Origin of the sequence: Variovorax sp. H27-G14 (assembly GCF_046156345.1) — a bacterium.
GTDB lineage: Bacteria > Pseudomonadota > Gammaproteobacteria > Burkholderiales > Burkholderiaceae_C > Variovorax.
Window position 1 is genome coordinate 157,838 of record NZ_JAYLVN010000007.1, and the last position, 22,316, is coordinate 180,153.

19 protein-coding genes are annotated in these 22,316 nt (G+C 62.3%); 12 read left to right on the top strand and 7 right to left on the bottom strand.

Annotated elements, in window-relative coordinates; translation table 11 throughout:
* Positions 1 to 75 precede the first annotated feature (75 nt).
* Positions 76 to 1,773: an electron transfer flavoprotein-ubiquinone oxidoreductase gene (locus tag VLK31_RS18720; RefSeq protein ID WP_409169930.1), complete on the bottom strand. Its 1,698-nt coding sequence runs from the start codon at positions 1,771 to 1,773 to the stop codon at positions 76 to 78.
* Between the two features lie 200 nt (positions 1,774 to 1,973).
* Between VLK31_RS18720 and VLK31_RS18725 the strand changes: the two genes are divergently transcribed.
* Genes VLK31_RS18725 through VLK31_RS18740 form a run of 4 tightly spaced genes read left to right on the top strand, consistent with a single transcriptional unit; the run spans position 1,974 to position 4,813 of the window.
* Positions 1,974 to 2,756, top strand: a complete 783-nt coding sequence (locus VLK31_RS18725) for an SDR family oxidoreductase (protein WP_409169931.1) — start codon at positions 1,974 to 1,976, stop codon at positions 2,754 to 2,756.
* A gap of 20 nt (positions 2,757 to 2,776) precedes the next feature.
* Positions 2,777 to 3,679, top strand: a complete 903-nt coding sequence (locus tag VLK31_RS18730; RefSeq protein ID WP_409170039.1) for a DMT family transporter — start codon at positions 2,777 to 2,779, stop codon at positions 3,677 to 3,679.
* Positions 3,676 to 4,098, top strand: a complete 423-nt coding sequence (locus tag VLK31_RS18735) for an acyl-CoA thioesterase (protein ID WP_409169932.1) — start codon at positions 3,676 to 3,678, stop codon at positions 4,096 to 4,098. Before VLK31_RS18730 ends, VLK31_RS18735 begins: the two co-directional genes overlap by 4 nt.
* A 19-nt stretch (positions 4,099 to 4,117) precedes the next feature.
* Positions 4,118 to 4,813 carry a M949_RS01915 family surface polysaccharide biosynthesis protein gene (locus VLK31_RS18740; protein ID WP_409169933.1) on the top strand — a complete coding sequence of 232 codons (696 nt, stop codon included), beginning with the start codon at positions 4,118 to 4,120 and terminating at the stop codon, positions 4,811 to 4,813.
* 6 nt (positions 4,814 to 4,819) lie between these two features.
* Here the strand turns inward: VLK31_RS18740 and VLK31_RS18745 are convergent, their stop codons facing one another.
* Together VLK31_RS18745 and VLK31_RS18750 are read right to left on the bottom strand one after the other, a co-directional pair.
* Positions 4,820 to 6,175: a sensor histidine kinase gene (locus VLK31_RS18745; RefSeq protein WP_409169934.1), complete on the bottom strand. Its 1,356-nt coding sequence runs from the start codon at positions 6,173 to 6,175 to the stop codon at positions 4,820 to 4,822.
* The gene (locus tag VLK31_RS18750) at positions 6,172 to 6,846 is read right to left on the bottom strand and encodes a response regulator transcription factor (protein WP_409169935.1); all 675 of its coding nucleotides are present in this window, start codon (positions 6,844 to 6,846) and stop codon (positions 6,172 to 6,174) included. The genes VLK31_RS18745 and VLK31_RS18750 overlap by 4 nt, the downstream gene beginning before the upstream one ends.
* A gap of 223 nt (positions 6,847 to 7,069) precedes the next feature.
* Here VLK31_RS18750 and VLK31_RS18755 point away from each other — a divergent pair, with 223 nt between their 5' ends.
* The 3 genes from VLK31_RS18755 to VLK31_RS18765 are packed head-to-tail and all read left to right on the top strand — an operon-like array spanning position 7,070 to position 10,071.
* Positions 7,070 to 7,693, top strand: a complete 624-nt coding sequence (locus VLK31_RS18755) for a phosphatase PAP2 family protein (RefSeq protein ID WP_409169936.1) — start codon at positions 7,070 to 7,072, stop codon at positions 7,691 to 7,693.
* Positions 7,680 to 8,264 carry a phosphatase PAP2 family protein gene (locus VLK31_RS18760; RefSeq protein WP_409169937.1) on the top strand — a complete coding sequence of 195 codons (585 nt, stop codon included), beginning with the start codon at positions 7,680 to 7,682 and terminating at the stop codon, positions 8,262 to 8,264. The genes VLK31_RS18755 and VLK31_RS18760 overlap by 14 nt, the downstream gene beginning before the upstream one ends.
* 46 nt (positions 8,265 to 8,310) lie before the next feature.
* Entirely contained in the window at positions 8,311 to 10,071 is a 1,761-nt protein-coding gene (locus VLK31_RS18765; protein WP_409169938.1) for a phosphoethanolamine transferase, read from the top strand.
* A 322-nt stretch (positions 10,072 to 10,393) separates the two neighbouring features.
* Here VLK31_RS18765 and VLK31_RS18770 read toward each other — a convergent pair whose 3' ends face one another.
* Positions 10,394 to 10,999, bottom strand: a complete 606-nt coding sequence (locus tag VLK31_RS18770; RefSeq protein ID WP_409169939.1) for a peroxidase-related enzyme — start codon at positions 10,997 to 10,999, stop codon at positions 10,394 to 10,396.
* Between the two features lie 154 nt (positions 11,000 to 11,153).
* Here VLK31_RS18770 and VLK31_RS18775 point away from each other — a divergent pair, with 154 nt between their 5' ends.
* Genes VLK31_RS18775 through VLK31_RS18785 form a run of 3 tightly spaced genes read left to right on the top strand, consistent with a single transcriptional unit; the run spans position 11,154 to position 15,065 of the window.
* Positions 11,154 to 11,888 (top strand): gluconate 2-dehydrogenase subunit 3 family protein, encoded by a 735-nt coding sequence (locus tag VLK31_RS18775; protein WP_409169940.1) that lies wholly within the window; start codon positions 11,154 to 11,156, stop codon positions 11,886 to 11,888.
* A gap of 22 nt (positions 11,889 to 11,910) precedes the next feature.
* Positions 11,911 to 13,683, top strand: a complete 1,773-nt coding sequence (locus tag VLK31_RS18780; RefSeq protein ID WP_409169941.1) for a GMC family oxidoreductase — start codon at positions 11,911 to 11,913, stop codon at positions 13,681 to 13,683.
* On the top strand, positions 13,680 to 15,065 hold the full coding sequence (locus tag VLK31_RS18785) for a c-type cytochrome (protein ID WP_409169942.1): 1,386 nt from the start codon (positions 13,680 to 13,682) through the stop codon (positions 15,063 to 15,065). The genes VLK31_RS18780 and VLK31_RS18785 overlap by 4 nt, the downstream gene beginning before the upstream one ends.
* Positions 15,066 to 15,142: 77 nt before the next feature.
* Here VLK31_RS18785 and VLK31_RS18790 read toward each other — a convergent pair whose 3' ends face one another.
* A complete protein-coding gene (locus VLK31_RS18790) occupies positions 15,143 to 16,411 on the bottom strand; it encodes a haloacid dehalogenase-like hydrolase (protein WP_409169943.1) in 1,269 nt (422 codons plus the stop codon).
* Positions 16,412 to 16,875: 464 nt separating this feature from the next.
* Between VLK31_RS18790 and VLK31_RS18795 the strand changes: the two genes are divergently transcribed.
* Entirely contained in the window at positions 16,876 to 17,163 is a 288-nt protein-coding gene (locus VLK31_RS18795) for a hypothetical protein (RefSeq protein WP_409169944.1), read from the top strand.
* 154 nt (positions 17,164 to 17,317) lie between these two features.
* The gene (locus VLK31_RS18800) at positions 17,318 to 18,001 is read left to right on the top strand and encodes a hypothetical protein (RefSeq protein WP_409169945.1); all 684 of its coding nucleotides are present in this window, start codon (positions 17,318 to 17,320) and stop codon (positions 17,999 to 18,001) included.
* A 185-nt stretch (positions 18,002 to 18,186) separates the two neighbouring features.
* Here VLK31_RS18800 and VLK31_RS18805 read toward each other — a convergent pair whose 3' ends face one another.
* Together VLK31_RS18805 and VLK31_RS18810 are read right to left on the bottom strand one after the other, a co-directional pair.
* A complete protein-coding gene (locus VLK31_RS18805) occupies positions 18,187 to 20,145 on the bottom strand; it encodes a hypothetical protein (RefSeq protein ID WP_409169946.1) in 1,959 nt (652 codons plus the stop codon).
* Between the two features lie 37 nt (positions 20,146 to 20,182).
* Positions 20,183 to 22,015 carry an RNA-directed DNA polymerase gene (locus VLK31_RS18810; RefSeq protein ID WP_409169947.1) on the bottom strand — a complete coding sequence of 611 codons (1,833 nt, stop codon included), beginning with the start codon at positions 22,013 to 22,015 and terminating at the stop codon, positions 20,183 to 20,185.
* Positions 22,016 to 22,316 lie beyond the last annotated feature (301 nt).

Sequence of the window (22,316 nt, forward strand, 5' to 3'; positions counted from 1 at the left end):
GAACAAGAGCCCTGAACAAAACCCCCGCCAACAAAAAAGCCCTCCGAAGAGGGCTCTTGCAAAACAAACGCCGCCTTACATGCCCACGTAATTAGGCCCGCCACCACCTTCAGGCGTAACCCACACGATGTTCTGCGTCGGGTCCTTGATGTCGCAGGTCTTGCAGTGCACACAGTTCTGCGCATTGATCTGCAGACGCTGCTTGCCGTCTTCCGTGCCCACGAACTCGTACACACCTGCCGGGCAATAACGGCTCTCCGGCCCCGCGTACTTCGCCAGATTGATGTTCACCGGCACCGTCGCATCCTTCAGCGTCAGGTGAGCCGGCTGCTGCTCTTCATGGTTCGTGTTGCTGATGAACACGCTGGAGAGCCGGTCGAACGTGAGCTTGCCGTCCGGCTTCGGGTACACGATCGGCTTGCACTCCGCCGCCGGCTTCAGGTACAGATGGTCCGCCTTCGTGCGGCGCAGCGTCCAAGGAATGTTGCCCTTCAACAGCCATTGTTCGATACCGTTCATCAACGTGGCAACGCCCAAGCCCTTCTTGAACCAGGCCTTGAAGTTGCGGGCCTTCTTCAGCTCCACATGCAACCAGCTCTTCTCGAACGCGGCCGGGTAGGCCACCAGCTCGTCATGCTGACGACCCGCCTGCACCGCGTCGAAGGCCGCTTCCGCGCACAGCATGCCCGTCTTGATCGCGGCATGGCTGCCCTTGATGCGGCTCACGTTCAAATAGCCCGCCTCGCAACCCACCAGCGCGCCACCCGGAAACACCGTCTTGGGCAACGACTGCAGACCGCCCGCCGTGATCGCGCGCGCGCCGTAGCCGATGCGCTTGGCCGGCTTGATGCCCTTGGCCTCGTCGCCTTCCAGATACCAGCGAATGTTGGGGTGCAGCTTCCAGCGCTGCATTTCCTCGAACGGGCTCAGGTACGGGTTGCTGTAGTCCAGACCAGTGATGAAGCCCATGGTGACCTTGTTGTCCTCCATGTGATACAGGAACGCACCGCCGTAGGTGTCGCTCTTCATCGGCCAGCCGGCCGTGTGCAGCACAAAGCCGGGCTGATGGCGCTGCGGGTCGATCTCCCACACCTCCTTCACGCCCAGGCCGTAAGCCTGCGGGTCCTTGCCTTCGTCGAGCTTGTACTTGGCGATCAGCTGGCGGCCCAGGTGGCCGCGCGCGCCTTCGGCAAACACCGTGTACTTGCCCAGCAGCTCCATGCCCAGCTGAAAGTTTTCGGTCGGCTCGCCGTCCTTGCCCACACCCATGTTGCCGGTGGCCACGCCGCGCACCGAGCCGTCTTCGTTGTAGAGCACCTCGGCGGCCGGGAAGCCGGGGAAAATTTCCACGCCCAGGTTCTCGGCCTGCTGCGCCAGCCACTTGGTGAAGGCCCCCAGGCTGATGATGTAGTTGCCGTGGTTCTGGAAGCACGCCGGCAGAAACGCATTGGGCGTGCGCAGGCCCGACTTTTCACCCAGGAACACCATGGCGTCGTCGGTCACCGGCTGGTTCAGCGGCGCGCCCAGCTCCTTCCAGTTGGGCAGCAGCTCGTTCAGCGCGCGCGGGTCCATGATGGCGCCCGACAAAATGTGCGCGCCGGGCTCGGAGCCCTTCTCGAGCACCACGACCGAAATTTCTTTCTCGTTCTGTGCGGCAAGCTGCTTCAGCCGGATTGCGGTCGACAGGCCGGCCGGGCCGCCGCCGACAACGACCACGTCGTATTCCATGGCTTCCCGAGGGCCGAACTGGGCGAGGATTTCGTCGTGCGTCATGTGGGTTGGGTCGATAATGATTTTTCGAGGCGCGGGGCTTTGCATCCCGGATTGCGGGGCATTTTATGCGGCGTCCAGCAGCAGCCCCTGTCATCCATGAGCGCGGATTGCACAGCGCCTCAGGCCCGGCGCTCCCCACCCTTTCACTCCACCTCGCCTCAACCTCCGCGTCACCTTCGCGACTCACGGGATTCAAGTTCATGGCCTACAGCATCGATCTTTCCGGCCGCGTGGCCTTTGTCACCGGCGCCTCCAGCGGGCTGGGTGCCCAGTTCGCGAAAACGCTGGCGCGCGCCGGCGCCGCCGTGGTGCTGGCCAGCCGCCGCGTCGACAAGCTCAAGGAGCTGCGCGCGCGCATCGAAGGCGAGGGCGGCGACGCCCACGTGGTCGAGCTCGACGTGACCGACCACGGCAGCATCAAGGCCGCGGTCGCCCGCGCCGAGACCGAGGTCGGCCCCATCGACGTGCTGGTCAACAACTCCGGCGTGAGCACCACGCAGCGCCTGCAGGACGTGCAGCCCGACGACTACGACTACGTGTTCGACACCAACGTGAAGGGCTCCTTCTTCGTCGCGCAAGAGGTGGCCAAGCGCATGCTGGCGCGCGCCAAGGGCACGGCGCCGGGCACCTACATTGGCGGACGCATCATCAACATCGCCTCGTCGGCGGCGCTGAAGGTCATGCCGCAGATCGGCACCTACTGCATGAGCAAGGCCGCGGTGGTGCAGATGACCAAGGCCATGGCGCTGGAGTGGGGGCGCTTCGGCATCAACGTGAACGCGCTGTGCCCCGGCTACATCGCCACCGAGCTCAACCGGGAGCACTGGTCCACCGAAGCCGGCGCCAAGCTGGTCGGCATGCTGCCGCGCAAGCGCGTGGGCAAGCCCGAAGACCTGGACGGCCTGATCGTGCTGCTGGCCAGCGGGCAGAGTCATTTTGTGAACGGTGCCGTCATTGCGGCCGACGACGGGTTCGCACTCTGAGTCCGCGGGCCTGGACCGGCATTGCCGCCGGCCTGGGCGCGGGCGCGCTCTGGGGGCTGGTGTTCGTGGCGCCGCGCATGGTGGGGCACTTCGCCATGGTGGACATCACCGCCGCGCGCTTCCTGGTGTTCGGTGCCGTCTCCGGGCTCGCGGTGTTCGCACGGCCGGCCGCCTCGCGCTGGCCCAGCCGGCAGCAGGCGCTGGCGGCACTCGGCCTCAGCGTGCTGGGCTTCAGTGGTTACTACCTGCTGCTGGCCTTCGGCATCAAGGCGGCGGGCACCGAGGTGCCCAGCCTCATCATCGGCACGATTCCCATCTGGATGATGTTGCTCGGCCGGCCCGCGGACCTGCGCATGCGAACGCTGTTGCCCGGGTTGCTGCTCACGGGCGCGGGCATCGCGCTGATGGTGTACGGCGCCTGGTCCGCGCAGCAAGGCACCGGCACAGGCACCGGCAATGGAGGCGGCGCGCGCTTCGGCTGGGGCATTGCCCTGGCGCTGGCCGCCATGGTGAGCTGGACCGTGTACGGCCTGCTCAACGCCGCCTGGCTGCAGCGCCATACCGAACTCAACGCGACCGACTGGGCCAACTGGCTGGGCGTTGTCACCGGGCTCGGCGCCTTGCTGCTCTGGGCGGTCGCGGGCAGCGACGTGGCCACGCTGCGGTCGCGCCCGGACGGCACGCTCTTCATTGCCGTTGCGCTGGCCAGCGGTGCCGGCTCCGCGTGGCTCGCCACCATTCTGTGGAACATCGCCAGCCAGCGGCTCTCGGCCAGCCTGTGCGGCCAGTTGATCGTCAGCGAGACCCTGTTCGCGCTGCTCTATTCCTTTGCCTGGGACGGCCGCTGGCCGCACGCCACCGAGTGGCTGGCGGCGCTGCTGTTTGTGCTGGGCATCCTCGCATCCATCAAGGCACACCGATGAGAATCGAAATTCCCGAAAAGAAAAAGCTCGTGTACGAAATGGCCATCGCCATTCGCTGGGGCGACATGGACGCCATGGGCCACCTGAACAACGGCACCTACTTTCGCTACCTGGAAACCGCGCGCATCGACTGGATGCGCTCCATCGGTTTCGAGCCCGAGCCCGGCGGCGAGGGCATGGTCATCGTCAATGCCTTCTGCAATTTCTACCGCCAGATCGAATACCCCGGCAACGTGCTGCTGAAGATGTACGTGAGCGACCCCGGCCGCACCACCTTCGAGAGCTGGGGCACCATGGCCCGCGAGGAAGCGCCCGACGTGATCTGCGCGGCCGGCGGCGCCACCACCATCTGGGTCGACTTTCCGAAACAGAAGGCGCTGGCGCTGCCCGACTGGCTGCGCACGCTGGTGAGCGACTGAGCAAGCGGGTGGGCATGCAATGAAGAAACTGAATCTGCTGGCGCTGGCCGCACTTGCGTGGGCGGCCACATCGGGCCACGCCCAGACCAGGCCCGCGAGCAACGAATGCCCTGCCAACGCGCCGTACCTGAGCACCGACGCGCTGCAGAAAGCCGGCTTCGGGCTGCCTGTGTTCAAGCGCTTTTGCTTCACCGACAAGTCGGGCAGCTACGCCTTGGTGCTTGGTGAAAAGCAGGACCTGAAATTTTCGAAAGCGCAGTTGTCGTCCGCCATTCAGGCCACGCTCTACAAAGTCGGCAACGACCACACGTTGACGCAGCAATGGGCGATTCGTGACTTTGCGGGCAAGGACGACGCCGGCATCAAATTCATTCCAGAAATCATCGAGTTCCCAGACCTCGACGGCGACGGGCTGACCGAGCCGGTGCTGGTCTATCGCTTCTTCGAGCCTGACGGCAAGAGCTTTGCCAGCAGCAGTTACTCGGGCGGCATCAAGCTCCTTACCTTCCACCAGGGCCGCAAGATCGTCATTCACGCCATCACGGGCGATCTGGACGGCGACCGCAGCACGACGGCAAACAGCACCTTCTTCGCGCTGCCCAAGGCCGCGCGCCAGCACCTCGTCAAGAAGATGTCCGCCATGTACAGCGCGGATCAGTTCGGGTTCGACAATTCTTTTGGCTTCGTGCCACGCAAGGAAGCCGCTGCGCGCTGAAGAAGCTCAGGCTTGCTGCAACACAATCCGCGCCTCGAACCCATGCGCCGCCCCCGCGGGCGGCGACGTCAGCACGAGCCTGGCGTTGTGCTTCTCCACGATGGTCCCCACGATCGACAGGCCCAGCCCGTAGCCCGCGCGGTCCGAGCTGTGGCGCACGTGGCGCTGTTGCAGCGTGAGCAATTGCTCTGCGTTCACGCCCGCGCCAAAGTCGCGCACGGCCAGCGTGCAGGGCGGCAGCACCTCGATCACCACGCGCCCGGTGCCGCCGTAGCGCAGGCCGTTCTCCACCAGGTTGCGCAGCGCGATGGCCAGCGCATCGACATCGCCCAGCGCGACCGGCGCGGCCTCGTCGGGCACCTTCAGCGCAAGCCGCTCGTTGGTGTCGGCGTCTTGCCAGAACTCTTGCGCCACCGTGCCCGCCAGCTGCACCAGGTCGACCGGCGCGCGCGCCAGCGACGCACCCGATTCCGCGCGCGAGAGCTGCAGCAGCTTCTCCGCCCGGTGGCTCAGGATGCGCAGCGCGTCCAGCGCGGCCTGCACGTCGTTGCGCCGCAGGTCGTGCTCCAGCGCCGTCTGCAGGCGCAGCCGCGCCGCGGCCAGCGGCGTGCGCAGCTCGTGCGCGGCATTGGCCGCCAGCGCGCGCTCCACGTCCAGCGACTGCGACAGCCGCTCCAGCAGCCGGTTGACGTGGTCGCCGACAGAGCGCAGCTCGTGCGGCAGGCCGGGCAAGGTGATGGGGCTCAGGTCGGCGCCGCTGCGCTTTTCGATTTCGCCTGCCAGCTGCTGCAGCACGCGCAGCTCGGTGCGCGCCACGTTGCGAAGCACCAGCGCCAGCAGCGGCAGCACCGCGCCCAGCGGAATGATCAGCCCGAACAGTGTGCGGTTGAGCGCGCGGCGGCGTTCGTCCAGCGGGTCGGCCACCTGAAAGAACAGCCCCAGCGTGGGGTGGCGCACGGTGTAGATGCGCCAGCTCGGGTTGTTGGCAAAGCCGGCGGCCAGCGGCACGTCGAAGGTGTCCGCGGGGGTTTCGGCGGAGCGCAGCAGCACATGCTCGTGCAGGTCGACCACCTGGTAGATCACCGCGTCTTCGGAGAACAACTGCTTGGGTGCGATGAGCAGGTCGCGCTGCTGCACGGGGTCGGCGTGCTGCAGCTTGTCGAGCTCCTGCACGGCCATGTCGAACATGCGGTGCGACACCTCGACCAGCTCGTTGTCGAAGTTGTGGTTGATCTCGCGGTCCACATACCAGACCACCGCGAAAACGCACACCAGCCACACGCCGCCGACCCACAGAATCAGCGTGCGGGTCAGCCGGCCGGCGAGCGAGTCGCGCCCGCCCAGGGCAAGGCGCATGTTCATTCGTCGTCGTCCGCGGAGAACGACAGGCGGTAGCCCAGGCCGCGCAGCGTTTGAATGTGGTTGCGCCCCAGCTTGCGCCGCAGGCGGCTGATGAACACCTCCAGCGTGTTGCTGTCGGCCTCGTCGCCGAAGCCGTAGAGCGCGTCGGCCAGGTTCTCGCGCGTGTGAATGCGCTCTGGCCGCGTGGCCATCACGCGCAGCAGCGCCCACTCTTTTTGGGTGAGCGTGATGGGCGCGCCGTCTTTGCGCACCATGTCGTGGGCCAGGTCGATTTCGAGCGTGCCCAGCTTGAGCACCGGGGAGCTGTGGCTGCTGCGCCGCCGCTCCACGGCGCGCAGGCGCGCGAGCAGTTCGGCCGGGTCGTAGGGCTTGGTGAGGTAGTCGTCCGCGCCGGCATCCAGGCCGCGGATGCGGTCGGTCACCTGGTCGCGCGCGGTCAGCACGATGACGATGGGGCGCTCCGGCAGGGCGCGCACCTGCGGCAACAGGGACAGGCCGTCCCCGTCGCCCAGGTGCAGGTCGAGCAGCACCGCCGCGTACTGCACCGACAGCAGCGCGCCGCGCGCGTCCGCCAGACTGGGCGCTACGTCGACCACGAAGGCCTTGGCCAGCAGGTAGCTGCAGACTGCATCCGCCAACGCGGTGTCATCTTCGACAAGCAATATGCGCACGCCATGTCCTTCAAGCAAAAAAACGAGTCTAGCGCCACCGAGTTGCACCGTGCGTGCCAGTCAGCTTCGGTTCATGTGGCTTCAGGCTGGGTTCATTCCCAAAACGTAGGCTCGCGGCTGTTTTTCAGTCTTGCCTCGGTACATGACACGCCTGCCCAATTTTCGTCTGGGGGTTCTGACCCTCGTTGCTCTGGCTGTTTTGATGGTGTGGGATACGACAGGCATGGACCTGTTGCTGGCCCGCGCGGCTGGCTCACCCATGGGTTTTCCCTTGCGCTCCAACCCGTTCATGGTCCACGTGATGCATGAAGGCGCGCGCAACCTGAGCTGGGTGCTGGTGATCGGCCTGTTCGTGACCATTCGCTGGCCGTTCGGCTTTTTGCGCCGGCTCACCACCGGTGGCCGTGCGCAGCTGGCCCTGACGGTGCTGGCCTCGGTCATCGCAGTGAGCATGCTCAAGCATGCGAGCCAGACCAGCTGCCCCTGGGACCTGCAGGAGTTTGGCGGCGCGGCGCGCTATGTGTCGCACTGGTCGTGGGGCGTGAACGACGGCGGCCCCGGCGGCTGCTTTCCGGCGGGCCATGCATCGGCGGCCTTCGCCTATGTGGGCGGGTATTTCGTGCTGCGCCGGGTCTCCGCCCGCGCCGCGGCAGTGTGGCTGGGCGTGGCCGTGGTGGCAGGGTTTGTACTGGGTGTGTCGCAGCAACTGCGCGGCGCGCACTACATGAGCCACACGCTGTGGACGGCCTGGGTCTGCTGGGTGGTCGGCTTCGCCATCGACGTGCTGGTGACGCGCTTCAGCCCGCGCGCGCTGAACCGGCCCGTCGCCGCCCATGCAGGCTCTTGATTTCGCACTGTTCGGGCTCCTGAACGCGGCGCCCACCGTCGCGCCCTGGACCCTGCGCTTCGCCGAGTTCGCCTCCGACCTTCTGCCGGCCCTGCTGACGCTGGCCGTGGGCGCATGTGCGCTGTTCAGCCGGCGCTGGCGCTATGCGCTGTTCACGCTGCTGGTGAGCGTGCTGGCCGTGTGGCTCGTCGTGCATGCGATTCGCACGCTGGCGCCCATTCCGCGGCCTGCGTTCTACGGCCTGGGCATTCAGTGGGTGGCGCAGGGCGTGCGGCCGGGTTTTCCGAGCCTGCATGCGGCGGGCACCTTTGCCGCGGCCTTTTCGCTCTGGTGCCTGCCTTCGCGCGGCCCGATGCACGCCGCGCTGCTGGTGGCCGCGCTGGTGGCCTGGAGCCGCGTGTTCCTGGGGCTGCACTTTCCCTCGGACATTCTGGGCGCGGTGATGCTGGGGGCGCTGGTGTCCATTCTGGTGGAGCGCGGCGTGAGCCGGCCGCTGAGCCTGCTGGTCAGGGGCGCTTTCGTGGGGCGGCGGCGCGCCCGGCCGGTGGCACCCACCCTGAACCCGGACTGAACAGCGAATTCAGGCTCCCTTCAGGGGAACTGCTTACATTCGATTCATGTCTTTTTCGCGAATCGCGCCCGCGCCCCTGCTGCGGGCGGGCCCCTCGGGGTCCGTGGCTCCCTCATCACCACAAGCTTCTGGCCCCGGCGCCTTGCTCGCGCGTTTCAACCTGTGGCTTTCGCAACCGCGCCCGGCCGCCGTGGTGGTCGCGTGGCTCAGCCTGTACCTCGTGCTCACCACCAACTGGCCGCTGTGGAACGACCTGGCCCGCATCGGTGGCGCCCCCAGCACCTACCTGCCGACCATTGCGGCCATGAGCCTGCTCACGCTGTGCGGCACGGTCGCCATGCTGTCGTTCACGGCCTGGTCGCGCTGGATGAAGCCGCTTTGGTTTGCCGTGGTGGTGCTGGCCGCCGTGGTGCAGCACTACATGCTGGAGTACCGCGTGGTCATGGACCCCACCATGATCGCCAACGCGCTGCAGACCGACCCCAACGAGGCGCGCGACCTGGTGAGCTGGCGCATGGCCTTCAACGTGCTGGCCGTTGCGCTGCCGGCCGGCTGGGCGCTGTGGCGGGTGCGCATCACGCGCATGCATGTGCTGTCCAAGCTGTGGCGCAATGCGGCGCTGCTGCTGCTGGCCGCCGTGGTGGCCCTGGTCACGGCCGTGGCCATGAACCGGCAGCTTGCGCCGCTGATGCGCAACAACGTGCACCTGCGCTACATGATGAACCCCATCGCGACGCTGTACTCCACCGGCTCGCTGGTCATCAAGCCCTTGTTCAAGCGCAGCGGCAAGCTCATTCCCATCACCGCCGGCACTGCGCTGGGCACCAGCTACGCGGCGCAGACCAAGCCGCCGTTGTTCGTGCTGGTGGTGGGCGAAACCGCACGCGCCGACCACTTCGCGCTGAACGGCTATGCGCGCGACACCACGCCGGAGCTGGCCAAGCGCGGCGTGCTGAGCTACCGCGACGTGCATTCCTGCGGCACCAACACGCTGGCCTCGGTGCCGTGCATGTTCTCGCCGTTGGGCAAGCAGGGTTACGAGTCGCGCAAGGACGATTACGAAACGCTGGTCGACGTGCTGCAGGCCGCAGGGCTGGCGGTGTTCTGGCTGGACAACCAGGCCGGTTGCAAGGGCGTGTGCGTGCGCATTCCGAACGCCTCGGCGTTCGACGGTCTGGACGCTGCGACCAAGAAGGCGCTGTGCGATGGCGACGAGTGTCTGGACGACGTGATGCTGAAGAACCTGGACGAGCGCATTGCCGCGTTGCCGGCCGAGCGCCGTGCCAAGGGCATCGTGTTGGTGATGCACCAGATGGGCAGCCATGGTCCGGCGTACTACAAGCGGTCGGCGCCTGATGTGAAGCGTTTTCAGCCGGAGTGCAAGACGAATGCGTTGGCGGAGTGCGGTCATGCGGAGCTGATGAACGTGTACGACAACTCGATCGTGCAGACGGACCGTTTCCTTGGCGAGACGATCGATTGGCTCAAGGGTCAGTCCAAGACTTACGACCCGGCGTTGCTGTACGTGAGCGACCATGGTGAGTCGCTGGGTGAGTACGGTCTGTTTCTGCACGGTGTGCCGTACAGCTTCGCGCCCGAGGCACAGAAGCATGTGCCGATGGTCACCTGGTTCAGCGACGGCATGAGCGAGCGGCGCAAGCTGTCGCGTTCGTGCATGGAGGCGGGGCTGGATGCGCCGTTGACGCATGACAACCTGTACCACACGGTGCTGGGCGTGATGGACGTAACCACGCCGACCTACAAGCCGGCGTTGGATGCATTGGCTTCCTGTCGCGCCAAAGGCTGAGCTTCTCTGAGCTTGTTGGGCGCTGTTGTTCAGTTCAGGGCGACACTCACGCCGACGGGGTACCTTGCTCCGCGAATGTCCCCCGGGGCTTCGCCCCTCCTCCTTTATTTCGCTGCGCAAGGCACCCCATCGACGTGAGCGTTGGACAGAGCAGTTGTTGATCGCGCGATCACCGCAGAGCGTGTCCACGTGAACAGGGCGTCGGGTGCTCCCCGCAGCGAAATAAAGGAGGAGGGCGAAGCCCGGGGGACATTCGCGGAGGGGAGTACCCAGCGGCCTGTGCACGCGCCCCGAACTGACCCCGAACCCGCACCCCGGGCAGTTACTTCTTCTCGCGCGCCACCCGCCCCATGAGAAAGAATTCGTTGTTCGGCTGCATGCCACTGAAGCTGGCCAGCCGATTGCTGAGACCGAAGAAAGCCGTAATCGCTGCGATGTCCCAAATGTCCTCATCGTCGAACCCGTGTGCGTGCAACGGCGGAAAGTCGGTGTCGTCGATTTCGTGGGAACGGTCGCACACCTTCATCGCAAAGTCGAGCATCGCGCGCTGACGCGGCGTGATGTCCGCCTTGCGGTAGTTGATCGCCACCTGGTCCGCCACCAACGGCTTCTTCTCGTAGATGCGCAACAACGCACCGTGCGCCACCACGCAGTAAAGACACTGGTTGGCCGCGCTGGTCGTCGTGACGATCATCTCGCGGTCACCCTTGGTGAGCGAGCCTTCCTCCTTCAGCATCAACGCATCGTGGTACGCGAAGAAGGCACGCCACTCGGCCGGGCGGCGCGCCAGGCCCAGGAACACGTTGGGCACGAAGCCGGCCTTCTCCTGCACGGCCAGGATGGCGGTGCGAATGTCTTCGGGCAGGTCCTTCAGCTCGGCCAGCGGGTAGCGTGTTGCGGTGGGGTTTGCGATGGGGGTGGCAGTCATCTTGTCTCCTTCGGGTCGTTTGTTTGAAAGCCTTTTGAAAGGCGCCGCGCTGCTTCCATCATAGGCAGGACACTTTCCTACAAGACTGTGCACGTGGCATCGCGATGATGAAGGTTCGCACAACAACACGCGGCCCATTGCCGCACACAACGCGATGAAAGACGTCTCGCATTCCGACCGCCGCAGCTTTCTGCGCCGGTCCATCGCCATCGTGCCCGCGGCCACCGCGTTCAGTGCAGGTGGTGTCACCGGCGCCGCGCTGGCCCAGGCCAACGCACCGGCGCCAGCCCTCGCAGCCAGCCCCGCCACTCCTTACACCCCCGTGTACTTCAACGCCACCGAATGGACCTTCGTGCAGGCCGCGGTGGCGCGGCTGATTCCGTCCGACGACGCAGGCCCCGGTGCTATCGAGGCCGGCGTGCCCGAGTTCATCGACCGGCAGATGGAAGGCGCCTTCGGCCATGCGGCCACCTGGTACATGCAGGGCCCTTTCGTGGAGGTGTCGCCGCTCTTCGGCTATCAGAAGAAAATGCCGCCGCGCGAGGTGTATCGCGCAGGCATCACGGCGGTCGATGCCTACTGCCGCAAACAGTTTGCCGACAAGCCCTTCGCGCAGCTCACCACCGCGCAGCAAGACGATGTGCTCAAGGGCCTGGAGGGCGGCAGCATCACGCTCGACGGCGTGGGCGCTACAGACTTCTTCGGCTTTCTGCTGCAGAACACCAAGGAGGGCTACTTCAGCGACCCCATCCACGGTGGCAACAAGAACGCCGCGGCGTGGAAGATGATCGGCTTTCCCGGCGCGCGCGCCGACTACGCCGACTGGGTGGACCGCCCCGGCGTCAAGTACAACCTGCCGCCGGTGAGCATCGCCGGCCCGCAGGGCTGAAGGCGAGAACAGGGAACACACCATGGCCAACATCAAGAAACCCAGCGTCGACGCCGTGCTGGTCGGCTTCGGCTGGACCGGCGCCATCATGGGCATGGAGCTCACCAGCGCAGGCCTGAACGTGCTGGCACTGGAACGCGGCGAAAACCGCGACACCCAACCCGACTTTGCTTACCCGCGCATCACCGACGAGCTGAGCTACGGCATCCGCGGCAAGCTGTTTCAGAACCTCTCGCGCGAGACCGTCACCATCCGCCACACGCCGATGGAAACCGCCGTGCCGTACCGCCAGCTCGCGTCCTTTCTGCCCGGCGACGGCGTGGGCGGCGCGGGCGTGCACTGGAACGGCCACCACTGGCGCCCGCTGCCCAGCGACCTGCGCATTCGCAGCACCTACGAAGAGCGCTACGGCAAGAAGTTCATACCCGACGGCATGACCATTCAAGACTTCGGCGTGAGCTACGAAGAGCTGGAACCGCACTTCGACCAGTTCGAAAAAATCTGCGGCACATCGGGCAAGGCCGGCAACATCGGCGGCAAGATCCAGGTCGGCGGCAACCCCTTCGAAGGCGCGCGCGCCAACGAATTTCCGCTGCCGCCGCTGGCCTCCGTCAACAGCGCCAGGCTGTTCGAAAAAGCCGCACGCGAGCTCGGCTACCACCCGTTCCCGCAAGCCGCCGCCAACGCATCGCGTGCGTACACCAACCCGCACGGCGCGCAACTGGGGCCATGCAACTTCTGCGGCTTCTGCGAGCGGTACGGCTGCTACATGTACTCCAAAGCCTCGCCGCAGACCACGCTGCTGCCGGTGCTGATGAAGCGGCCCAACTTCGAGCTGCGCACCAAGTCGCATGTGCTGCGCGTGAACATGTCGCCCGACGGCAAGCGCGCCACCGGCGTGACCTACATCGATGCCGAAGGCAACGAGGTCGAGCAACCGGCGGACCTGGTCGTGCTGTGCGCCTACCAGTTCCACAACGTGCGCCTGCTGCTGCTGTCGAACATCGGCCAGAAGTACGACCCCGCCACAGGGCAGGGCGTGGTGGGCCGCAACTACGCCTATCAGCTCAACGGCGGCGCCAGCCTGTTCTTCGACAAAGACCAGCCCATGAACCCCTTCGTGGGCGCTGGCGCCAGCGGCTCGGTGATCGACGACTTCGACGGTGACAACTTCGACCACGGCCCGCTCGGCTTTGTCGGCGGCGCGACCATCAACGCCATCAACACCGGTGGCCGCCCCATTCAGCAGATGAGCCTGCCGCCCGGCGCGCCCGCATGGGGCGCGGGCTGGAAGAAGGCCGTGAAAGAGAACTACCTGTACCAGGCCAGCGTGGGCAGCCAGGGCTCGGTAATGGCCTACCGCGACAACTACCTCGACCTGGACCCGACCTACAAAGACGTGCACGGCCAGCCCCTGCTGCGCATGACCTTCGACTGGAAGGCCAACGACCTGGCCATGACCCAGTTCATCGGCACCAAGGTCGAGCAGATCGCCAAGGCCATGGGGCCCAAGCAGATGAAGCTCAACTTTCAGAAGCCCGACGCCCACTACGACGTGCGCTTCTACCAGTCCACCCACAACACCGGCGGCGCGCCGATGGGCACCGACCCCACCACCAGCGCCGTCAACCGCTTTCTGCAGGTGTGGGACGTGCCCAATGTGTTCGTGATGGGCGCCAGCGCCTTTCCGCAGAACTTTGGCTACAACCCGACCGGCATGGTGGGCGCGCTGGCCTACTGGTCTGCCAAGGCCATTCGCGAGCAGTACCTGAAGAACCCGGGAGCGCTGGCATGAGCGCGCGACGCCTGTATGGCGGCGTGGCTGCGGCCGTGGTGTTGCTGTGTGCAGGGGCATGGGCCGTGGCGCAAAAAGCAGAAGCACCGGTGCCGGCACCTGTGGCCAGCGCAACGCCGGCCACCGCCCCCGCTGCACCAGCAGACCCGGTACTCGAACGCGGCCGTTACCTCGCCCGCGCCGGCGACTGCGTCAGCTGCCACACCGCCCCGGGCAAGCCCGCGTTCGGCGGCGGCCTGCCGATGAAAACGCCGTTCGGCACCATCGTGTCGACCAACATATCGCCCGATCCGCAAGCAGGCATCGGCGCCTACACCGAGGCCGAGTTCGCTCGCGCCTTGCGCGAAGGCGTGGCCCGCGACGGCCACCGCCTGTACCCCGCCATGCCGTACCCGTCGTTCGCTCGCGTGAACGACGAAGACATGCATGCGCTGTTCACCTTCTTCCGCAACGGCGTGCAGCCCGTCGCGCAAAAGCCGCCCGCCACCGACCTGCCTTGGCCCTTCAGCATGCGCAGCCTGATGATCGGCTGGAACTGGCTCTACCTAGACAAGGGCGTGTACCAGCCCGACACCGCGCGCAGCGCCGAATGGAACCGCGGCGCCTACCTGGTGCAGGGCCTGGGCCACTGCGGCGACTGCCACACGCCGCGCAGCATGCTGGGCGGCGTGAAGGCGGCCAGCGACAAGAAGGGCGAGGTGTTTCTGTCGGGCGCCATCATCGACGGCTGGTATGCGCAACCGCTGCGCCACACCGACCGCCCGAGCATGGCGCAGTGGTCGTCCGAAGACATCGTGCAGTACCTGCAGACCGGTCGCACCAGCCACACCGCCGCGTTCGGCGCCATGGTTGATGTGGTGCAGAACAGCACGCAGCACATGTCCACGCAGGACCTGCAAGCGGTGGCCGTGTACCTGCAATCACTGGGCGCGAAGGACGGTGAGCAGCAAGGCAAACCGTCGCCCGCATCACTGGTTGCGGCAGCGCCCCAGCACCCGACCGCGCTGGCGCTGCGCAACGGCACTGTCGAGGGCAACAGCGGCGCCATGGTCTACCTGAACAACTGCAACGCCTGCCACCGCTCCGACGGCACCGGCGCGGACAAGACCTTTCCGGCGCTGGCCGGCAACAGCGTGGTGAACGCGAAAGACCCGACCTCGCTCATTCGCCTGGTGCTCGCTGGCTCGGCGATGCCCAGCACCGCCAAGGCCCCGTCGCCCATCGCCATGCCCGACTTCGGCTGGCGCCTGACAGATGCCGACGTGGCCAGCGTGCTGAGCTTTGCGCGCTCCAGCTGGGGCAACCAGGGCGACGCCGTAACGGCCGCGCAGGTGGCCAAGGTGCGCGAAACGGTGAAGCCGGTGGTGGCGAAGAACCCGTAGGGCTGCGGCAACTGAAGCGCGCCTGAAACGCGCTTGAGCCGCTTCTGAAGCGCGGCCGAGCCCGACGGGCCCGCCCGCTACTTCAGCGCCTTGCCCGCCGACGCGCCCAACGGCGTGTGCAACTGAGAGGCCACCCAAGCGCCCGTGTTGTCATCGCGCCCCTGCAGCAGATAGCGCGTGTCGGCCTTGCCGTAGCTCTGCACGGCCATGGCCGAGAACTTGCCGATGTCCGTCTTCGGGTCGCGCAGGCGGTTGACGATCAGCACCTTCTTGGTGTCCGCAAAGTCGGCCATCATGTTCTGGTCGCCCTCGCTGTCGCCGGCCACAAAGCTCGGGCCGTAGCCGTACCTGGCGACTAGAAAGCGCTGAATGTTTTTCGTCTTGCCCGGCCCCTGCGTCTGGTCGTAGCCACGGCGGAACTCGGGCTGAATCACGCCGTTGGCATCGCGCTCTAGCTCCATTGCAAGCACGCGCTCCGGCGGGTTGTTGTAGCCGAAGGCGGGGTTCGAAGAAATCTCCTTGATCACATCGACGAACGATGCCGAGCACACCCACACGTCGAAGCCCGCGTTGCGAAACGCCGCATACAGCTCCTGCATTTCAGGCTGCAGGCGCAGGCCGTTCTTCCAGCTCACCGACACCACGCCCGCGCGGCCCGGCAGTGCGGTGGGCGATGTCCACTTGACCTTGGTGATCGGCTCTTTCAGCTGCCACGCCACCGTGTCCGCCGTGAGCTTGCGCACCTGCGGCTCGGTCATGCCGACGAACAGGTACGTTACCCAGGGGTAGGCCGTGTCGTGATCGAAGGTGTCGCCGATGGCCTCGTACAGGTAGCGCACCTTGGTGATGAATGCGCCGTAGTGCGGGCTCATGGCCACCACCGCCAGCGACTGCGTGCCCTTCAGGCCCTTGTAGTTCTGGTACAGCCACGTGTAGCTGGCGACGATGTCGGGCACCAGCAAATCGATGTTCACCGGCTTGCCGGCGGCGTTGTTGAACGCGGGCAGAAAGTCTTTCTTGGGAATGTTCTTGCGCAGCGCCACGTCAAGCTGCGCCGGCGTGGCGCCGAAGACCAGGTTCTCCAGCTGATAGATCAGCGAGGCCTCTTCGATGTCCAGAAACACGCTGGTGTTGTCCCAGTCGAACACCACGTACGGCGGCTTGGCGGCGTTGTAGCCCGCGCTGCCCTTGCCCTGGCTGGCGAGCAGCCCTTCGATTTGCGCGCGGTTGAAGGCGTCCCAATGGCCGGCGGCCAATGTCGGGCCCTTGGCCGAAGAAAGACTGGCGCAGCCAGCGGCGACCAGCGCGGCGGCCATGGGGGTGAGAAGGACGAGACGGCGTTGCATGCGTTCCTTGTTGTTGTGCGTTGCGGTGCGGTGTTGCGGAGAGGCACAGAGCGTATGCAACGCGTGTGACAGTTCCGCAGCGCTCTACGCATCAGTCGTGCCAGTCGTGTCGGTCGTGCCGGTGCGTTCGGCCATGGGCGATGCGGCATGCCGACACGGCACGCGGCGGAAGCTGCATTTGTTGGCGTGAATCGCGTTTGAGTGCGGCACGAAATGCCTGCACATCGGGCGCCGTTATCTACAGTGAATGCCCCTGCCACTCAACGCCTCGCCAAGGGCGCAAGGAGCTACGTACAACCACCGGAAGAACGACAGGCTGAAGACCGCGTGCCTCGCTGCGGGTTGTCGGTGCTGAACAAGCACTGATGCAGATGCGAGGTATCAAAAGGCGACGGCCGGGGTGCGGAAACACCCCGACCGTCTAACCAAAGACGTGCACTAACCCTCTAAAGGACCGCACAAAAATGGCTACCAAGACTATAGCCGGGGCCCCTGCGTCCCCAACTTCCCCTCCGACTTCCGCTGACGGCACCACGCCCGACGCGACGGACCTGCTGGAAAACACACTCTCCCAACTCGAAGCCCTGCTGTGGGTCTGCCACGGGGAAGACATCGACTGGTGCAGCGGTGAAGGGCCCAGGCAACTGGACAACCTGCTGTGGCTTGCGGCTGAACTGGCGCGCAAGGCCGGGGAGCTGTTTCAGTTGAGTGAGAAGGCGCGGGCGAAGGCGCCTGAACCGGTCGGTAAATAAAGGCTGGTTTGACGGGCTGCGGGTCGCGGCCTGTCATTTGAAAATTGCGGCAAGTGGTTCAACGCGAAGAGGATGCAGATGGGTACGATCGCCCGGCACCAGACGCTCAGGGGTTTGCTCCAGCGCTGTCATGAACACACTTGGGAGGGAATCGATGAGAGAGCTTTTTGAAAAGCCGACCGGTCAGCAAGCACTTCAGGCGTACATCGAGCGGATCGAACGCGACGACTTCGAAGGCACCGCGCTGTTGGCCGGCGCTGACGTCGTCAGGTGGAACGAAGCCATGCGCTCGCACCCGACGCTCAAGCTGCTTGGAGGGTTCGTTTTGGACGACCCCGGCACCAGCAACCACCATGTGTTGTTGACGGCCGAGCCGCTGGCTGGCGCGGTGCTGTACCTGAATCACGATGGCGACACGCGCGTGGTTTTCGCGTCGGTCGAAGAGTTTCTTGAGGCGACCAAGAAAGCCCGCTCCGGGGAATGTGATGTGGAGGATTTCCATCCGCGAATTTCCCCTTCGGCCCCGGATCAGAAAAACCTGACGGCGCTGATTCGGCAATTGCTCGCATCTTCAGAAGACGACGATATTGCTGTGCAGCTTATTCCGTCGCTGGATCTGGCTGATTTGGATTTATTGCGGGAATTGGCGTTGCATGGCAATTTTTTCATTGCTGAAGCAATTGCTATTGAAATAGCGAAACGACCTTCTGAGCAACTTGGAGAAATTGCAGCGCTATGCGCGGGGCATGCGCATCCACAGGCGTCCAATGCTGGAAAACGGGCATTGGCAACTAAAGAGCAGAGGCGACTTGAAAGCGAAACACGTTTGCAAGAGTAGACGGCAAAGGTCAAAAAAGGATATTTAATAATAAGAAATTTAGATGAAAATTAACGTGCCAATTTTCTGATTAATCGGATATTTATTTTCTATGGGTCAGTGCGCGGTCACAAAATCCTGTTAAAAATATTGCAGACAAGCATAAAATAATATAGAAATAAGGGGGTATTTTTCAGATAAGCAACCTAAGTCGCACCTTTTCGGGCCAGACCCGCTGGAGGCGATTTTCCGATACGCTCTGTGACCGCCTTAGGAATTTTGGACCCTGCGCCCGCAGCCTTTAGTTCAGGGCCGAAATCATCTATCCGTACATCGAAAACCGATACGGCGAGTTGATGTGAGCCGTGCGCATGAGAGATCAAGCGGCGATGCTCTTTGTCATATGGGGCCTGAGCTGTCGACCCGCCCCACTCGCCGACATTAGCAATCAAAATATGTTGGTACATGTGATATCGCAAAGCCGCGATCATCCCATCAAAGGTTTTAACATCCTTATTCATTGCCGCTACCACGTACAAGTGGCTTTCATTACGCAGGTCAGCGGCGAGCGCTAAATCGGTTGCATCAAAGCATATGGAGCCAGTAATTCGGTACGGTTGCGAATTTGGCTCCAACTCCGAGTGAACTTCAACGACAACTTGGTAAGGGCGCCACGAGTGAATTCCAAGTACTGGCTCTTCAGGCGTCAGGTAATATTTTCCCTGATCGACCTCAATCCAAGACCTGCGACCTGATCTGCGTTGTGGAACTAACCATCTGGCCGCGTTTACGTATTGAAGAGTGGTAGGATCTTTGGCCCCAATAAGCCCGTAAAAAAGCATAGCGCCCGTCGAGTCGGAAAATGCCCGCATTAGGTCTTGATCATCAACATGAATGGTGAGTTCGGGAAAAACTACAAGGTCGAAGTGCGGTTTGCCGGCAGTTCCAAGAACGTAGTCGCGCACGGCAAGGTGTTTGCTGCCCAGATGGAGTAGCGCCGCAGTGTGATTTCGGTGTTTCTCCCTGTATCCTGGGGCATTGAATGCCTCCAATCCACCCGAAAAATCTGCGTGTAACGGCATCAGCCCCTGCACCATTGCGACCCTGAGCCCCCTTTCACGATTAAGAGGCCAAATGACAGGATATCGATAGATCGGCAGATCGCTGCTTTTGCCAAAAATGCTTTTCTGCAGCTCAAGGCGGACTTTTAAATGTTGGGTTAATTCACGGCGATTTTTGACGTTCGCAGCGCTCGACTCATTATTTCCTGAGACGCCAGGCCATCGAAGAAGGATAAGAAGTAAATCCGAGAACCACGGCGTAATTGCTGAACTGGTTCCTCTTAAGGCTTCGGCACTGTGTGTCATGCCGATTCGGCGTTTGTGCCAGGTACTTCGCAGCCCCAAATACCAGTGCGCGTCCTCTTTTATCAACCATTGGCGAACAGTGAAATCAGGCTCCCCAGTCGCTGCAGCGCGCAAAACCCGACCGATTGCATACATCCATGCGCTCTCGCCTTTGCACCATGAGGGAGTTTCATAAAGGCGGTCTCTCGCTCTCGAAATAGGAGATGCCCTCAATTCAAAATTCTCAGAGCGAGGGTCATTCAATAGCGACCAATCCGCACTACGGATTTCGATATTAAGAGGGTTGAGTAGTTCGGGCGTCAGAACCGCCGATAGCTTTAATGAGGCCAGCTTTGAAGCAAGCTTTAGGAGGCTATTTTCCTGAGAAAAATGTGGAAGCTTACGGCCAATTACATGAAGAAGAGGAATCCAGCGGCCCGTTTCAAGAGTTTCTGTTTGGCGCGATCTCGCTTCCCAGTACTTTAAAAGGTAACCTGGAATCCGGTCGGCTACACCTTTCGATTTATTCGCTCTGGAGTTGTGCAGAGATGAAAAAAGTTCAGGATTCGTCTCGGCAATAACTCTCCAAGCCTGCGCAATTATGGATTTTTCTCTGCCTTTGAGAAAACGCTCGAACCAGAGGTTGTAGTGCGTTACGTCTCCAAGAAGCTGATGACCGACTAACGATACAGCCAATTCCTCATCAATGCTAACTTCTTCTTGGCTGGGTACGGCTTTGATATAAGCCTCCAACACTCGATGAAGTTTTAGTTCGTTGCCATAGGTAACAGCGGAATTTCGATGAGAAACTGCGGCCATAAAAATGCTTGCTTGCTGCCTCACGTACCACGGTACGTTATCGAGATTCCAGAATCTCCAAGGCGAGCATCGCCAGATCTGCTCGATATGCATCAACATCCGATACTTTGAAGCTTGGATCTTCGGTGGCTCTTCTCCCTGTTTCTGTGGCGCCCGCTTTGAAGATATCAGTCAGGACATAATAGGCGACGCGTCTTTCATACTCATTTCCAGTAGAGCAGGGTGCTACCTTCCTCAATAGTGCCTCTTTTATGTAATCTAGGAGTTCAGTGCTAGGGAATAGATCAAGCGCGTAGCGCAATACCTGAACCAATGACGGGTTGACAGCCCAAGCCGCAACTAAACGCCTGGCGGCAGCTTGGAAATCATGAATAAGGCTTTCTTTTACAGAGCCATCCACACTTGTTTCCGTGATATCTGTGATACTCCGCCTCATTCGAAGTGATCGGGTCAATCGGTATGCGGAGAAGCGTGTCAATGTGTCATCGCGCACCTCGAGCTTAGTCTTTGCTACCGTCGCAAGCCGTAAACCTTTATCTTGACCCAGCGATGTTGTTTCATCTATTAGTCCTAATTCAGCGAGAGAAAGAAGTCCATTCAGGCCTGCCTCAGCATGTCTTAGGGTATCAAGATCAAAAGGGCCGCTAAGTTGATGCTGCAAGGTTTTCATTCGCAAAGTCGTCCGCGAATCGCCCCCGACCTCTTTTAAGCTTTCCATTTGAGTTTTTTCTAAATTTAACCTCAAATATGCATCGGGTTCATTAACGAGGGTGGTATTTTTCTTTAGGTGCTTCTGAACCCAAGCGCTCACTTCCGCGCTTACTCTAAATTCATCTAAATTTTCGTCAGTCGGTAAAGAAATAACTAGACGTAGGTCATCTACATATCGACAGTAGTCGTGCACGATGAAACTTCTCCCAGCGGTTTCTTTTCCAATCGAATTTCCTATTGCACGGTCAAATTCTAGTAGGTATGCGTTGGCAAAGAACCCACTCGCTACGAGACCTTGGGGAAGCCCGGACGGAAGAGTTTGGTCACGCAGCAAGGGTGCTAACGCCTTGTCTTCGTCGCGCCAACGAAAAGTCAGCGATTTTTCTGCTGTTCTCCAGAAGCGAGAATTGGCTTCTTTTGAATTGGGAGTAGCAGATTGAAATTCGTGATATTCGTCTTCAAGCTTATTGACTAGAAGCTTGATGTTCACGTTGTCAAAAAAAGCACTAACGTCCAAGCTGACAATGAAGACATTGGTGGCGCCGCTAGATTCAGCTTCGATGGCAAGCGCTAATGGGCGGGCGACAAAGTTTTGATAGTCTTGAAAGTATCGGCTATATGTATTTGAGTTGCCCCACGGAAACCGTGCAATTGAGTGGTCATCACTCCAGTTGCAGAAGAGACGGTTTCCGTAGCTAAAGACGCGTTTATTTGCAGCTTGAATGGCAGGAAGAGATGTGTCGCCCTGCGCCGATTCGATGCAATCCGCTAAACATAGCATTACAGCTGTTGCGACAGTCTGTTCTCTTATTCCGACGTGTGCTAAAGGCCGAAGAACAGGTTGGCCTTCACCTTTTTTGAGAACCGGTCCCCAGCCGCCTTCCGTGGTTGAGGAAAAGTTCCACATTCCGTTCTTTGGCGCAGGGACTAGCCACGCCGGTTTTGGGGAGTAGGTGCCGCTCGAAAGCGCGTCCGACCATTCCGATAGTAAGGCTGGCAGGCAGACTGCTGAAACATCTAATTCCAACGTGTCCGCGTACCAATTTTGCCGACGGATAAACGTGTGCGTCTTCTTCCAAGCTTGCGCTAGCACCACTTCATCTTTTAGTACGTGCTGCTGTGGATACAAGCGGTCGTAGCTCGAATTTGATTCGCTCATTTACTTTTGCCTTCCATCGCTTGCATTCTGCTACTTGTCGACGAAGCTGGGATCGGCGGCAGTGGGATATTGGTTCAACCCGTCCGGTTGAAACGTGGTCTAGCGCACGCTAAACGACAGCCTTAGTCACGGCAGTACGTGGGCAGGATCCAAGCAGACAGCCACCCAAATAGGCGCTTCCGAATCTGAATGCTCGCGCAAATCCGCGAAGGAAAGCTTCGAAGCATGAATCAAACGAACGCCGCGTGCCCTCCTAAACCCCAATCCGCCGCAGCCTGCGGCTCAAACCCCCTCCACCCCG